Source organism: Buttiauxella sp. AC142 (assembly GCF_979253435.1).
This window is the reverse complement of record NZ_CEEDCH010000001.1, coordinates 595928-610259: the sequence shown is the minus strand read 5'-3', so window position 1 is coordinate 610259 and position 14332 is coordinate 595928. Positions and strand designations below refer to the sequence as shown.

At 49.4% G+C, this 14332-nt stretch carries 11 protein-coding genes; 7 read left to right on the top strand and 4 right to left on the bottom strand.

Annotated elements, in window-relative coordinates:
- Position 1: 1 nt before the first annotated feature.
- A complete protein-coding gene (aceE, locus tag AC0IWZ_RS02760; protein WP_172895521.1) occupies positions 2-2665 on the bottom strand; it encodes a pyruvate dehydrogenase (acetyl-transferring), homodimeric type in 2664 nt (887 codons plus the stop codon).
- Between the two features lie 149 nt (positions 2666-2814).
- On the bottom strand, positions 2815-3579 hold the full coding sequence (pdhR, locus tag AC0IWZ_RS02755; RefSeq protein ID WP_034493407.1) for a pyruvate dehydrogenase complex transcriptional repressor PdhR: 765 nt from the start codon (positions 3577-3579) through the stop codon (positions 2815-2817).
- A 582-nt stretch (positions 3580-4161) separates the two neighbouring features.
- Here pdhR and aroP point away from each other — a divergent pair.
- The 5 genes from aroP (at position 4162) to AC0IWZ_RS02730 (ending at position 11249) form a co-directional block, all read left to right on the top strand.
- Entirely contained in the window at positions 4162-5520 is a 1359-nt protein-coding gene (gene aroP / locus AC0IWZ_RS02750; protein ID WP_471678202.1) for an aromatic amino acid transporter AroP, read from the top strand.
- Positions 5521-5697: 177 nt separating this feature from the next.
- Positions 5698-7098, top strand: a complete 1401-nt coding sequence (locus tag AC0IWZ_RS02745; protein WP_034493404.1) for a glycoside-pentoside-hexuronide (GPH):cation symporter — start codon at positions 5698-5700, stop codon at positions 7096-7098.
- Positions 7099-7107: 9 nt separating this feature from the next.
- Complete coding sequence (locus AC0IWZ_RS02740) at positions 7108-8064, top strand: glycoside hydrolase family 43 protein (protein ID WP_410373869.1); 957 nt, start codon at positions 7108-7110, stop codon at positions 8062-8064.
- A gap of 211 nt (positions 8065-8275) precedes the next feature.
- Entirely contained in the window at positions 8276-9709 is a 1434-nt protein-coding gene (locus AC0IWZ_RS02735; protein WP_051873624.1) for a glycoside-pentoside-hexuronide (GPH):cation symporter, read from the top strand.
- Positions 9702-11249, top strand: a complete 1548-nt coding sequence (locus tag AC0IWZ_RS02730; protein ID WP_471678203.1) for a glycoside hydrolase family 43 protein — start codon at positions 9702-9704, stop codon at positions 11247-11249. The genes AC0IWZ_RS02735 and AC0IWZ_RS02730 overlap by 8 nt, the downstream gene beginning before the upstream one ends.
- A gap of 55 nt (positions 11250-11304) precedes the next feature.
- On the opposite strand, the gene ampE is transcribed toward AC0IWZ_RS02730, so the two are convergent.
- Both ampE and ampD read right to left on the bottom strand, forming a co-directional pair.
- On the bottom strand, positions 11305-12159 hold the full coding sequence (ampE, locus tag AC0IWZ_RS02725) for a beta-lactamase regulator AmpE (protein ID WP_034493399.1): 855 nt from the start codon (positions 12157-12159) through the stop codon (positions 11305-11307).
- The gene (gene ampD / locus AC0IWZ_RS02720; protein WP_410373865.1) at positions 12156-12719 is read right to left on the bottom strand and encodes a 1,6-anhydro-N-acetylmuramyl-L-alanine amidase AmpD; all 564 of its coding nucleotides are present in this window, start codon (positions 12717-12719) and stop codon (positions 12156-12158) included. The genes ampE and ampD overlap by 4 nt, the downstream gene beginning before the upstream one ends.
- Before the next feature lie 82 nt (positions 12720-12801).
- On the opposite strand from ampD, the gene nadC reads away from it, so the two are divergent.
- A complete protein-coding gene (gene nadC, locus AC0IWZ_RS02715; protein WP_034493395.1) occupies positions 12802-13692 on the top strand; it encodes a carboxylating nicotinate-nucleotide diphosphorylase in 891 nt (296 codons plus the stop codon).
- Between the two features lie 190 nt (positions 13693-13882).
- Positions 13883-14332, top strand: coding sequence for a prepilin peptidase-dependent pilin (ppdD, locus tag AC0IWZ_RS02710; protein WP_034493393.1), 450 nt, complete (start codon positions 13883-13885; stop codon positions 14330-14332).

The following is a 14332-nucleotide window of genomic DNA, read 5'->3' as shown; positions in this document are numbered from 1 at the left end:
CTTATGCCAGACGCGGGTTGACTTTATCTGCATCGATGTTGAATTTGGTGATAGCGTCTGCCACCACTTTCTTATCGATTTCGCCACGTTTAGCCAGTTCGCCAAGTGCCGCAACAACCACATAAGATGCGTCCACTTCAAAGTGGTGACGCAGGTTTTCGCGGCTGTCTGAACGACCGAAGCCATCAGTACCCAGTACGCGGTAATCGCTTGCCGGGATGAAGTTACGGATCTGCTCAGCGAACAGTTTCATATAGTCAGTAGATGCCACTGCTGGTGCATCACTCAGAATCTGAGCAACGTACGGTACACGTGGTTCTGCAGTTGGGTGCAACATGTTCCAGCGCTCACAGTCCTGGCCATCACGCGCCAGTTCAGTGAAGGAAGTTACGCTGAACACATCAGAGCCAACGCCGTAATCTTTAGCCAGGATCTGTGCTGCTTCACGTACGTGACGCAGGATAGAACCGGAGCCCATCAGCTGAACTTTACCTTTGCTACCTTCAACTGTTTCCAGTTTGTAGATACCTTTACGGATGCCTTCTTCCGCGCCTTCTGGCATGGCTGGCATGTGGTAGTTTTCGTTCAGCGTAGTGATGTAGTAGTAAATGTTCTCTTGCGCTTCACCATACATACGCACCAGGCCGTCATGCATGATGACTGCAACTTCGTAAGCGTAAGCTGGATCGTAAGAGATACAGTTAGGGATAGTCAGAGACTGAATATGGCTGTGGCCATCTTCATGCTGCAGACCTTCACCGTTCAGAGTCGTACGACCGGAAGTCCCGCCGACCAGGAAGCCACGCGCCTGTTGGTCACCCGCTGCCCAGCACAGGTCGCCGATACGCTGGAAACCGAACATGGAGTAGTAGATGTAGAACGGGATCATTGGCAGATCGTTGGTGCTGTAAGAGGTCGCAGCAGCCAGCCAGGAAGAACCTGCGCCCAGCTCGTTGATACCTTCTTGCAGGATCTGGCCTTTCTCGTCTTCTTTATAGTAAGCAACCTGCTCACGGTCCTGCGGGGTGTACTGCTGGCCGTTCGGGCTGTAAATACCAATCTGACGGAACAGACCTTCCATACCGAAAGTACGCGCTTCATCGGCAATGATTGGAACCAAACGGTCTTTGATAGACGGGTTCTTCAGCATTACGTTCAGGGCACGAACGAAAGCGATAGTGGTGGAGATTTCTTTGTTCTGCTCATCTAACAGAGAGCTGAAGTCTGCAAGTGTTGGCAGTTCCAGTTTCTCGGTGAATTTAGGCAGACGAGTCGGCAGGTAGCCGTTCAGTTTTTCGCGCTGACCATGCAGATATTTGTACTCTTCGCTGCCTTCTTCGAACTTAATGTATGGCAGTTTTTCGATATCAGCATCAGCAACAGGCACATTGAAACGGTCGCGGACATAACGCACGCCGTCCATGTTCATTTTCTTAACCTGGTGCGCGATGTTTTTACCTTCGGCAGTTTCACCCATGCCATAACCTTTAACGGTATGAGCAAGGATTACAGTTGCTTTGCCTTTGGTTTCTTGTGCATTTCGCAGTGCAGCGTAGATTTTCTTCGGATCGTGGCCGCCACGGTTCAGTGCCCAAATCTCATCGTCGGACATATCTTTAACCAGTGCAGCAGTTTCTGGATAACGACCGAAGAAGTGCTCGCGAACGTATGCACCGTTTTTGGATTTGAAGGTCTGGTAGTCACCGTCAACGGTTTCGCCCATCAGTTGCAACAGTTTGCCGCTGGTATCTTTACGCAGCAGTTCGTCCCAACGAGAGCCCCAAATCACTTTAATCACGTTCCAGCCAGCACCCGCAAAGATACCTTCCAGTTCGTTAATGATTTTGCCGTTACCGGTTACTGGGCCATCAAGACGCTGCAAGTTACAGTTGATGATGAAGCACAGGTTGTCCAGTTTTTCACGGGTAGCGATGGTGATCGCACCTTTAGATTCTGGCTCATCCATTTCACCGTCGCCCAGGAACGCATAAACGCGCTGTGCGGAGGTGTCTTTCAGGCCACGGTGTTCCAGGTATTTCTGGAATTTAGCCTGATAGATTGCACCGATTGGACCCAGCCCCATAGATACGGTCGGGAACTGCCAGAATTCAGGCATCAATTTCGGGTGCGGATAAGAGGACAGACCATTACCGTGAACTTCCTGACGGAAATTGTTCATCTGGTCTTCGGTCAGGCGGCCTTCAAGGAAAGCACGTGCGTAAACGCCTGGGGAGATGTGGCCCTGGAAGTACACCAGATCGCCGCCATCTTTCGCATTGCGTGCGCGGAAGAAGTGGTTGAAACACACGTCATACACGGTTGCAGAAGACTGGAAAGAGGACATATGGCCGCCCAGATCGAGGTCTTTTTTAGACGCACGCAGGACGGTCATGATGGCGTTCCAACGGATAGCAGAACGAATACGGCGTTCCAGCTCCAGATTCCCCGGGTATTCCGGTTCATCTTCAACGGCGATGGAGTTTACGTACTGGCGGGCTGCAGAACCTGCTGCGATTTTAACTCCACCTTTACGGGCTTCGCTCAGTAACTGATCAATCAGGTACTGTGCGCGCTCAACACCTTCTTCACGGATGACCGATTCGATCGCCTGTTGCCAGTCGCGAGTTTCGATCGGATCCACGTCATTTGGGAAACGTTCTGACATGGGTGGTATTCCTTATCTGTGTCTAATACGTTGATTATCTGGAACCTGTCCCATTGTGCTTTCCTTGGAAAAACACAATAAGACAGGTTCTGCGTTTAGTTGCCGCGCTCTAAAAATTGGCGCTTTTGAGAACCTGAAATTTCAGACTCTTATTCCTTACGTTGCTGTAAGCGCCGCAGAGAACGTTCTCGACGACTCTGTTCGCGGCTGCGATCCAGCAATATTTCTTCGATAAATGCCAGGTGACGGTGCGACGCTTCGCGCGCCTGCTCCGGCTGGCGAGCCATAATCGCCGCAAAAATGCTGGCGCGATGGCTGCTCACTTGCGCCAGCATTTCACGGCGCGCATAGAGCAATTCAAAATTCTGACGAACGTTTTGTTCGAGCATCGGTGACATGCAGCGCAACAAGTGTAGTAGCACAACGTTGTGGGCGGCTTCCGTCACGGCGATTTGATACTGCATAACCGCATCGGACTCAGCGTCCAGGTCACCAGATTCTTGCGCTTGTTGAATAGCAAAATGGCAGTCGCCAATACGTTTGAGATCTTCGTCCGTACCACGCAATGCCGCGTAATACGCCGCGATACCTTCAAGTGCGTGGCGGGTTTCGAGCAGATCAAACTGGGATTCAGGATGGTCAGACAGCAGTTCGACCAGCGGGTCGCTTAAACTTTGCCAAAGACTGTTCTGGACAAAAGTACCGCCGCCCTGACGACGAAGCAGGAGTCCTTTCGCTTCGAGACGCTGAATGGCCTCGCGCAGTGAAGGACGAGAAACGTCGAATTGTTTCGCCAATTCGCGTTCTGGTGGGAGTTTTTCGCCGGGACGCAAGGTTCCCTCGAGGATGAGAAACTCCAACTGCTGCTCAATCACATCGGATAATTTTGGTTGGCGGATTTTGCTGTAGGCCATGTGTTCCCTGTTTCTGCCATTAGCGCTTATGCCCTTCAAACTTGAAATTATTCGGGCAAAGTCAATTGGTATGACCAATTTCACATTCTTGACGCTAAAGTAACAAAGTATTCACCTTCTGTCCATATTGGTTTTGATTGAAATCATTAAACCCGGCACATTTTAACAACATTACAGAAATGACGTTTCAAAGTTGTAACCTTGCACAAATGTCACATTTACTCACATGCAGACGCATTTAACTTTTACGAAACAGCAAAAAGTGCCTTTTCTTGCAAATTGAACCGATTCATCAGTTTAAAATATGAATATTAATTCAACGATCTCGCTTAAATTGAAGAAATAACATGCGAAATAAATAACGTGATCGATCTGACGATTGATTTCTTTTTATTCAACTCGTCACGACAAGAATAGAAAGCAGGTGCAAACACTGGCGCTTACCACTATTCTTTGCGCTGCGGAAGTCTGGTTTGCAAAATACTGGAATTAAAAACCGTAAAATAAAGACTACACATTACGGAATCACAAACTTACAGAGGCGCGTTCAGCGCCCTGAATATGACCACATGAGGTTAAACGATGGAACAAGGCGACACGCTTAAACGCGGCCTTAAAAACCGCCATATACAGCTCATCGCGCTGGGTGGAGCAATTGGGACAGGCCTGTTTCTTGGCAGTGCGTCTGTTATCCAGTCCGCCGGACCAGGGATTATTCTTGGTTATGCGATTGCAGGCTTTATTGCCTTCTTGATCATGCGCCAGTTAGGCGAAATGGTCGTTGAAGAGCCTGTGGCAGGTTCATTTAGCCACTTTGCTTACAAATATTGGGGTGGTTTCGCCGGTTTCGCTTCTGGCTGGAACTACTGGGTGCTGTATATATTAGTTGCCATGGCAGAATTGACCGCCGTCGGTAAATACATTCAATTCTGGTATCCGGAAATCCCAACCTGGGCTTCTGCTGCTGTCTTCTTTGTCGTGATCAACGCCATTAACCTGACTAACGTAAAAGTGTTTGGTGAGATGGAGTTTTGGTTTGCCATCATTAAAGTCATCGCTGTTGTTGCCATGATTGTGTTTGGTGCCTGGTTGCTGTTTGGCGGCCATGCTGGCCCACAAGCGACCGTGCGTAACCTTTGGGAACAAGGCGGGTTCTTGCCACATGGCTGGACCGGGCTGGTAATGATGATGGCCATTATCATGTTCTCCTTCGGTGGACTGGAACTGGTGGGCATTACTGCTGCCGAAGCCGATAACCCGCAGGTCAGTATTCCTAAAGCGACCAATCAGGTTATCTACCGTATTCTGATTTTCTATGTGGGCTCCCTGGCCGTTCTGCTGTCTCTGATGCCGTGGACTCGCGTTACCGCTGATACCAGCCCGTTCGTACTGATCTTCCATGAACTGGGTGATACTTTTGTCGCAAACGCGCTCAACGTGGTCGTGCTGACCGCCGCACTGTCCGTTTATAACAGCTGTGTTTACTGCAACAGCCGTATGCTGTTTGGCCTGGCTCAACAAGGCAATGCGCCGAAAGCATTCCAGAAAGTCGATAAGCGTGGCGTTCCAGTTAACACCATCCTGGTTTCTGCGCTGTTCACCGCGTTGTGTGTATTGATCAACTACCTGGCACCAGCAGAAGCCTTTGGCCTGCTGATGGCGCTGGTTGTCTCTGCACTGGTGATTAACTGGGCGATGATTAGCCTTGCGCACATCAAGTTCCGTCGTGCAAAACAGCAACAAGGCGTGAAAACTCGCTTCCCAGCGCTGTTCTACCCGATGGGTAACTACCTCTGCCTGCTGTTTATGGCAGCAGTGCTGGTTATCATGGCAATCACCCCAGGCATGGCCATCTCCGTATGGCTGATTCCGGTTTGGGTTGTGATCCTCGGCATTGGTTACTTCATCAAGCAGAAGAACCTGAAAAGCGTTAAAGTGTAATTATCTCTTCTGCTAAAAGCGCCCCGATCGAGCCTTCGCTCATCGGGGCGCTTTGTTATCTGCCTCACATTTCACCCTCGACGGCAGGATCGTCCATCTCTGTGACGGTTCTCTGCTGTGCAATTCCGACTTATTCTGCCAATACTCTTGTCCATATACTGGTCAGGAGCATTTCCAATGGAAAGCGGCAAATTATCAATTAAAGAAAAGATTGGCTACGGGATGGGTGATGCCGGATGCAACATCATCTTTGGCGCCATTATGTTGTTTGTTAACTATTTTTATACCGATATTTTTGGACTTGCCCCAGCGCTAGTGGGGGTTATGCTACTTTCCATCAGGGTGATTGATGCGATAACCGACCCTATTATGGGCGCTATTGCGGATAGAACTCAGACCCGATGGGGGCGTTTTCGTCCATGGATTTTATGGATGGCGGCACCCTTTGCCTTCTTCAGTTACCTGATGTTTACCACACCTGACTGGGCTTACAGCAGCAAAGTTATCTATGCCTTCGTCACTTACTTCCTGCTCTCATTAACCTATACCGCAATCAACATTCCCTATTGCTCGCTGGGAAGCGTGATTACCAACGATCCAAAAGAACGCGTGGCCTGCCAGTCGTATCGCTTTGTGATGGTTGGCATTGCGACGCTGATTCTTTCGCTTTCCCTGTTGCCGATGGTTGATTGGTTTGGCGGCGGCGACAAAGCCAAAGGTTATCAGATGGCAATGGGCGTTCTGGCGGTACTGGGCATGTGTATGTTCCTGTTCTGCTTCTCCACCGTCAGAGAGCGTGTTCGTCCGGCAGTACCAAGCAATGACGATCTGAAAGCTGATCTGAAAGATGTGTGGAAAAACGATCAGTGGGTGCGCATCCTGCTTCTGACGCTGTGCAACGTCTGCCCTGGTTTTATCCGTATGGCGGCAACCATGTACTACGTCACCTGGGTCATGGGGCAAAGCACCAGCTTCGCCACCTTGTTTATCAGCCTCGGCGTAGTCGGCATGATGGGCGGCAGTATGCTGGCGAAAGTGCTGACCGACCGCATCTGCAAACTGAAAGTGTTCTTCTGGACCAACATCGTCCTGGCGATTTTCTCCAGCGGGTTCTACTTCCTCGACCCGCATGCCACCACGCTGATTGTGGTGATGTACTTCCTGCTCAACATCCTGCACCAAATCCCATCGCCGCTGCACTGGTCGCTGATGGCTGACGTTGATGACTATGGCGAGTGGAAAACTGGTAAACGCATCACCGGTATCAGCTTCTCCGGTAACTTATTCTTCCTGAAATTAGGGCTAGCGATTGCTGGCGCAATGGTTGGCTTCCTGCTTTCATGGTACGGCTACGATGCCGGAGCTAAACAGCAAAGTCCTGAATCAATTAACGGTATTGTGATGTTGTTTACCATCATCCCAGGCGTTGGATACCTGATTACCGCAGGCGTGGTGCGTCTGTTAAAAGTTGACCGTGAAATGATGCAACGTATTCAGGCAGACCTTGAAAAGCGTCGCACCAACTACCGCGAATTGAATGAATATCACGACAGCAAACCTGTTGAAGCCAAACTTTAAGGAAGCGTTATGAACCAGGAGCAATGGCCTAATCCCTTTATTGAACAGCGTGCTGACCCGTTTATTTTGCAGCATGGCGATGGTTACTACTTTATTGCGTCAGTGCCGGAGTATGACAGGCTTGAGATTCGTTACGCGCCAACATTGAATGAGTTGCCCAATGCGCAGCCCTCCGTGGTGTGGCGCAAGCCCGAAAGCGGCCCCATGAGTAAACTGATTTGGGCGCCGGAACTGCATCATATCAACGGCAAGTGGTACATCTATTTTGCCGCGACCCATACGCAAGAGCTGGATAAGTTAAATATGTTCCAGCACCGCATGTTTGCGCTGGAGTGTGCCGATGCAGACCCGCTCACCGGGAAATGGGGTGAAAAAGGTCAGGTGAAAACGCAGTTCGACAGCTTCTGTCTTGATGCCACCACCTTCAATCATCAAGGCAAGCAGTGGTATTTATGGGCGCAGAAAGACCCTGACATTGCCGGTAACTCGAATATCTATCTGGCCGAACTGGAAACGCCGTGGGCTATCAAAGGCACGCCTGTGATGTTGAGTAAGCCCGAGCTAGACTGGGAATGCAGAGGCTTTCTGGTTAACGAAGGTCCAGCAGTGGTGGTTCACGGCGATAAACTTTTCGTCAGCTATTCAGCCAGCGCCACCGACGAAAATTACTGTATTGGATTGCTGTGGATAAACCTGAATGCTGACCCAACCGACCCAGCAAACTGGCATAAATCATCACAACCTGTCTTTACTACCAGTTATGAAAACAAGCAATTTGGCCCAGGCCATAACAGCTTTACCAAAAACAAAGATGGGAAAGATGTGCTGGTGTATCACGCCCGGAATTACACCGAAATTGAAGGCGATCCCCTGTATGACCCGAATCGTCATACACGCCTGAAAACAATCGAGTGGGATGAAAACGGTATGCCAGTGTTTGGCATACCGCCTGCAGACAACCGCTAAAATCTTTATCAGTCCCTTCCAAACGGAAGGGATTTTTTTGGTTTGAAGTAACCAAAATTGGAGTGATTTCTGTTAGACCAATTTATTCTTGTTATGTGACAACTTTCTCAATCAGTAAAAAACATAACTCCCGGAGCAAATATCACAATAGCGTAATAAACCACCAGTCCATAGAGTGAATAAATAACACACTCAATGCTGGAGAAATAAAATGAGTACAGCAAGGAAACTCTCCGTTGCCGAAAAAATTGGCTTCGGTATGGGCGATGCTGCCTGTGGAATAGTGTATTCCTCAGTCACCATGTTTTTAACGTATTTCTATACTGATATTTACGGGCTATCCGCTGCTGCAGTGGGAATAATGTTCCTGGTTACCCGCGTGCTTGATGCAATTACCGACCCACTTACCGGATTAGTTGCTGACCGGGTGAGAACACGCTGGGGGCATTTCCGACCATGGCTAATTTGGTTTGCAATTCCTTATGCGGTGCTGGCGGTATTAACCTTCACCACACCGGATTTTGGTGAATCAGGAAAGCTGCTTTATGCTTATATTACCTATACGTTATTAATGCTTTGCTACACCTTTATTAACATTCCGTATTGTGCACTGGGTGGCGTGATTACCACCGATGAAAAAGACCGTTTATCAGCCCAATCTTATCGCTTCACTATTTCATCACTCGCCGGATTAGTTGTTTCTGTCGCAACATTATTTTTAGTCGACTGGCTGGGTAAAGAAAATAAACAATTCGGCTTTCAGGCAACCATGGCGATTATGGGAACACTCGCCGTCATCATGCTATTTTTCTGCTTCTTTAGTACCTCTGAACGTGTTCGCCCAAAAGTTGAAACCAACAGTAGTATGATGGATGACCTGCGAATTTTGCTGGCGAATGACCAGTGGCGTATCGTGGCAGTGATCACCTTTTTCTCAAGTATGGCAGGCGTAATGCGCAGTGCAGCAACATTGTACTACGCCACTTACCTGATGCTCGGCGGTATCGAAAGTGCTGCTGGAACCGCGATGAAATCCGCATTTGTTTCCACAAGTGTGGTTGGCACTATTATCGGCAGCATCGCCGCAGGTTATTTGGCACAACGCTATCGTGCTGTATCGTTATTTAAAAATATTAACTTATTGCTGGTTGTTATCGGTGTGGTGATGTTCTTTGTTCCACCAACCTGGCTTGCCGTCGTTTTCCCACTTTATTTCCTGGTGGGATTCTTCCATCAGATGTATCAACCTTTCAAATGGAACATGATGGCTAATGCGGCAGATTACGGCGAATGGAAGTTTGGTCGACGAATTACAGGGTTATCGTTCTCCGGAAACCTATTTGCATTAAAAATGGGCATGGCTGTTGCTGGGGCATTTGTCGGTTTCTCCCTCGGATGGTTTGGATATCAGGCGGGTAATCCAACGCAAACAATGCTTGCTACCAATGGTATTATTGGTTTATTAACCATCGGCCCGTCTATTTCCTATTTCATTCTTTACTGGCTAAGCCGCTTCTATACTCTCGATGATAAAATGATGAGTCAAATTCAGCGTGATCTCGCTCATCGTGAACAAGCCGAAGAAATAAACACCCCAGAAGTTACACCCGCTTTAATTTCCACAGGTGCTAATAATCATGGTTAAAATCACAACTCGCCCTGGATATTACAAAAACCCAATTCTCCATGCAGATTATTCAGATCCAGATATTGTACGCGCAGGCGATGATTTTTATATGGTTTCATCGAGTTTTAACCATTTTCCCGCGCTTCCCATTCTGCATTCGAAAGACTTAGTAAACTGGAAAATTATCAACCACGTATTTTCTCGCTTTGAGAACAATACTTACGACACCGTGCAACCGGGAAAAGGCGTCTGGGCACCGTCGGTTCGCTATCACGATGGTAAGTTCTGGGTATTTTTCAGCACACCAGATGAAGGCATTTTCATGTCGTTTACGGAAGATCCCCATGGAGAATGGAGCGCGCCACACTGCGTGAAAGCCGCGAAAGGTTGGATTGACCCCTGCCCGCTTTGGGACGAAGACGGGCGAGCCTGGCTGGTTCATGCTTTTGCCCACAGTCGCTCCGGGAAAAAACATCAATTGCAACTTATTGAGATGTCACCAGATGGCCGTTCACTGATAAGCGACGAGCAAATTATCTATGATGGTGCACTGGATCTGCCCACGCTTGAGGGGCCAAAGTTCTATAAACGCAACGGCTGGTATTACATTTTTGCTCCCGCAGGTGGCGTAGAAACGGGTTGGCAATGCGTACTACGCGCGCGAAACCTACAAGGCCCATGGGAAACGCAAATAGTATTACAACAGGGAGAAACTCATGTTAATGGCCCGCATCAGGGCGGCTTTGTTGAACTTGAAAGCGGAGAATGTTGGTTTGTCCATTTTCAGGATGCTGACCTCTACGGACGCATTGTACATTTACAACCCATGCGCTGGCAGAATGATGGGTGGCCAACTATCGGTGAAAAACAAACGCTGCATGAAACCTGGCAGCCCGTCATCGAACATCCACTCCCGTCGATTGCAACAAAGCAACAAGGCGCTGAACAGCCACAAACCAGTGATGATTTTACTGATGGAATTCCAGGACTACAGTGGCAATGGCAGGCTCATCCTCAGCAAAAATGGCTACAATCCGCCACAAATATGCTGGCACTAACCTGCCAGACCATGACGGAATACCAGGGCGTGCAGGCGTTGTACGCTCAGCCAAATCTGCTACTGCAAAAATTCCCTGCACGTGAGTTCAGCGCAACCACCAGACTAGAGGCAGCTTTCGTTCAACCGGGTGAACTCAGCGGCCTGATAATTTACGGCGAACGCTACGCGGCGCTGGCGCTTGAGCAGTGTGAAGGAAAACGCAAAATTACTTTTATCTCCGCCTGGATGAGCGATACCGGGGTACTTCATCAACAACAACGTGATATTGCCGACTGGCCGCAAAACACGCCACTTTGGCTAAAGGTGGATGCGAAACCTGGCGGAATTTGTCATTTCTGTTTTAGCGAAAATGGTACTGACTGGCAAAGCGTCACGCCTTGTTTTGCTGCCGGAAAAGGTAAATGGGTTGGCGCAAAAGTGGGGATTTTCGCCGCTTCACGCCAGGCGGTTGCACAACCTGGCGTGGGTTTTTATTCGCACTTTACTATCGAGGTTTAAGTTTGAGGTACCCGGTGGCGTAACGCTTGCCGGGAATCCCTTTAAATAAAGAGCATTAAACCAGAGTGCCGTAAATCGTCAGCAAGGCCACCACCACCAAAATCACCAATGACGTTTTCTTCGCCATCGAAACTGCGGCTTTCGGCGTTTTGATTTTATCGAGATGCGGTTCGCGTGCGAGTGAATACTGAGCCAGTTGCGTTAATACCTGATACTGCGAGGTATGCCTGTCCGCCAGTGAAGCAAACCACGCGGGCAACGCTCTTTCACCGTGGCCAAGTAACGCATACGCAACGCCAAACAGGCGTACCGGGATCCAGTCCAGAATATGCAAAATGGCATCAATCCCTGAGTGCAAACGTTCTTGCGGGGAATGGTGGCGAGCAAGCCAGGTTTGCCACGCACGTAAGAAAGCATAGCCCGTAAGCGTGACCGGTCCCCACACACCGCCGACAATAAACCAGAAAAGCGGAGCCAGATAAAAACGGAAGTTAATCCACAGCAGCGCGTTTTGCAGTTCCTTCAGATATTCACGTTCGTCGCAATCTGGTGGGATCCCGTGAATAAGCGTCAGTTCGCTCGCCATCGCGTCGCGCGCGTGGCTGTCGTCATGACTCGCTGCCTGCAAATAAGCATGGTAATGCAGACGTACCTGGCCTGCGCCAATGCACAACACGCCAAGCGCAATCCAGAAAACTAATAGCGGGACATTAAAGAACAGGCCTTGAAGCGCGCGGATACACAGGAAAACCACCAGCATACATACAGCGGTCATCAGGATTGTGCGCATCAACGAAAAGTGTTTTACCCGCCGAAAAAGCGCTTCCAGACGGTGATCTAACTGCCAGTGTTCGCCAAGCTTGAACAGCCGCTCCCAAATCATCACCAGCAGTAATGTAAACAGCGTCATTTCATCTCCTTATTTGACGTTACCTCGACCGAATGGCGAAAACGCGCCCAGTCAAATGCAGGACCAGGGTCAGTTTTACGTTCCGGTGCAATATCACAATGTCCCGTCATATGATCAGCAATTGCCGGCCACGCGCGAACCAGGGTATCAGTAATCGCAGTAAGCTGTTGATATTGCTTATCAGTATAGGGCAGCGTATCGGTGCCCTCCAGCTCAATACCAATGGAAAAATCGTTGCAGCGCTCGCGCCCCTGATACAAAGAAACACCAGCATGCCAGGCTCGCTTATCAAAAGGAACATACTGCACGATTTCACCATCACGGCGAATAAGACAATGCGCTGAAACTCGCAGATGCGCGATACCCGCGAAGTACGGATGAGCTTCAGCGTTCAGCGTTCCAGTAAACAACGCATCAATCCATGGCCCACCAAATTCACCTGGTGGCAAACTGATGTTATGCACCACCAGCAGCGAAGGTGTTTCATCCTCCGGTCGGCAATCGAAATGTGGGGAAGGAACGTGCTTTACACCCACCAGCCAGCCGTTTTTTAGCTGCATTCGCGGTCTCCTTAGAGTGGTACTTGAGGTCGCATCAATGTAGCATGTTTCGACATTAACTAAGCCATTTCGGAGTTTTATCATGCCACCTCGCCGTTACAACCCTGACCGCCGACGTGACGAGCTTCTCGAACGTATTAACCTTGATATTCCAGAAGCCGTTTCCCAGGCTCTGCGCGAAGATCTCGGTGGTGATGTTGACCCCAATAACGATATAACCGCGCAATTGCTGGATGCTGAACATCGTTCTCATGCCGTGGTAATCACCCGTGAAGATGGCGTTTTCTGTGGTAAGCGCTGGGTCGAAGAGGTCTTTACTCAGTTAGGAGGCGACGTAAAAGTGGTCTGGCACGTGGAAGATGGCCAGACAGTAACTGCCGATCAGCCACTTTTTGAATTGACCGGTCCGTCACGCGTGCTGTTAACCGGCGAGCGTACTGCGTTGAATTTTGTGCAAACACTCTCGGGCGTTGCCAGCGAAGTACGCACTTATGTCGACTTGCTGGCAGGAACCCAAACGCAATTGCTTGATACCCGAAAAACCCTGCCAGGGCTGCGAACTGCACTGAAATACGCCGTATTGTGCGGTGGCGGAAGCAACCACCGTCTCGGGCTATCGGATGCATTCCTGATTAAAGAAAACCACATCATCTCTTCCGGCTCTATCCGTCAGGCAGTAGAAAAGGCTTTCTGGTTCCATCCGGATGTTCCTGTGGAAGTCGAGGTTGAATCGCTGGAGGAGCTGGAACAAGCGCTGCACGCCGGAGCGGACATTATCATGCTCGATAACTTCACCGTTCAGGATATGCGCCAGGCTGTTGCAATCACTCAAGGTAAAGCGCAGCTGGAAGTTTCCGGTAACGTCACCAAAGAAACTATCCGTAAATTTGCCGAAACTGGCGTCGATTTTATCTCGGTTGGCGCACTGACCAAGCATATCCGCGCACTCGATCTCTCCATGCGTTTCCGCTAATTCCTGACAGGCAGAGGACGTAAAAAAAACTCTGCCTTTTTCTTCTTCTTTCGTCACTGCTCGCATTTTCTTTGTGACTTCCTGCAAACCTATTAAAACCCCTGGAACCCTGCTTCCTGATACCTGAAATCGCCCTCGCCTGAGTGATTTAAACGGAGCAAAGTGCCGCCATCTCAATCAGGAGCGGCACATGAACAAACAACAAGGATTCACACTTATTGAGCTGATGGTCGTCATCGGCATTATTGCGATTCTTAGCGCCATTGGTATTCCTGCGTATCAGGGTTACTTACGCAAAGCTGCGCTCACCGACATGTTGCAAACCTTTGTCCCTTATCGCACTGCGGTAGAGCTTTGTGCGATTGAACGAGGGGGAATCAGTGAGTGCGATGCCGGCAGCAATGGTATTCCCTCGCCGAAAACCACGCGCTACGTGAGCGGTATGAGCATTGAACAAGGCGTTATCACACTTACAGGACAAGAAAGTCTGAACGGGCTCACCGTTTCGCTAACTCCTCGCTGGAGTGATGCGGAAGGTGTGGAAGGTTGGTCACGAACTTGTGCAGCAACCAACGGTGGTTCCCTCCAACAAGCATGCGAAGAAGTGTTCCGCTTTGATAACAATCAGGCGGTAAATTAA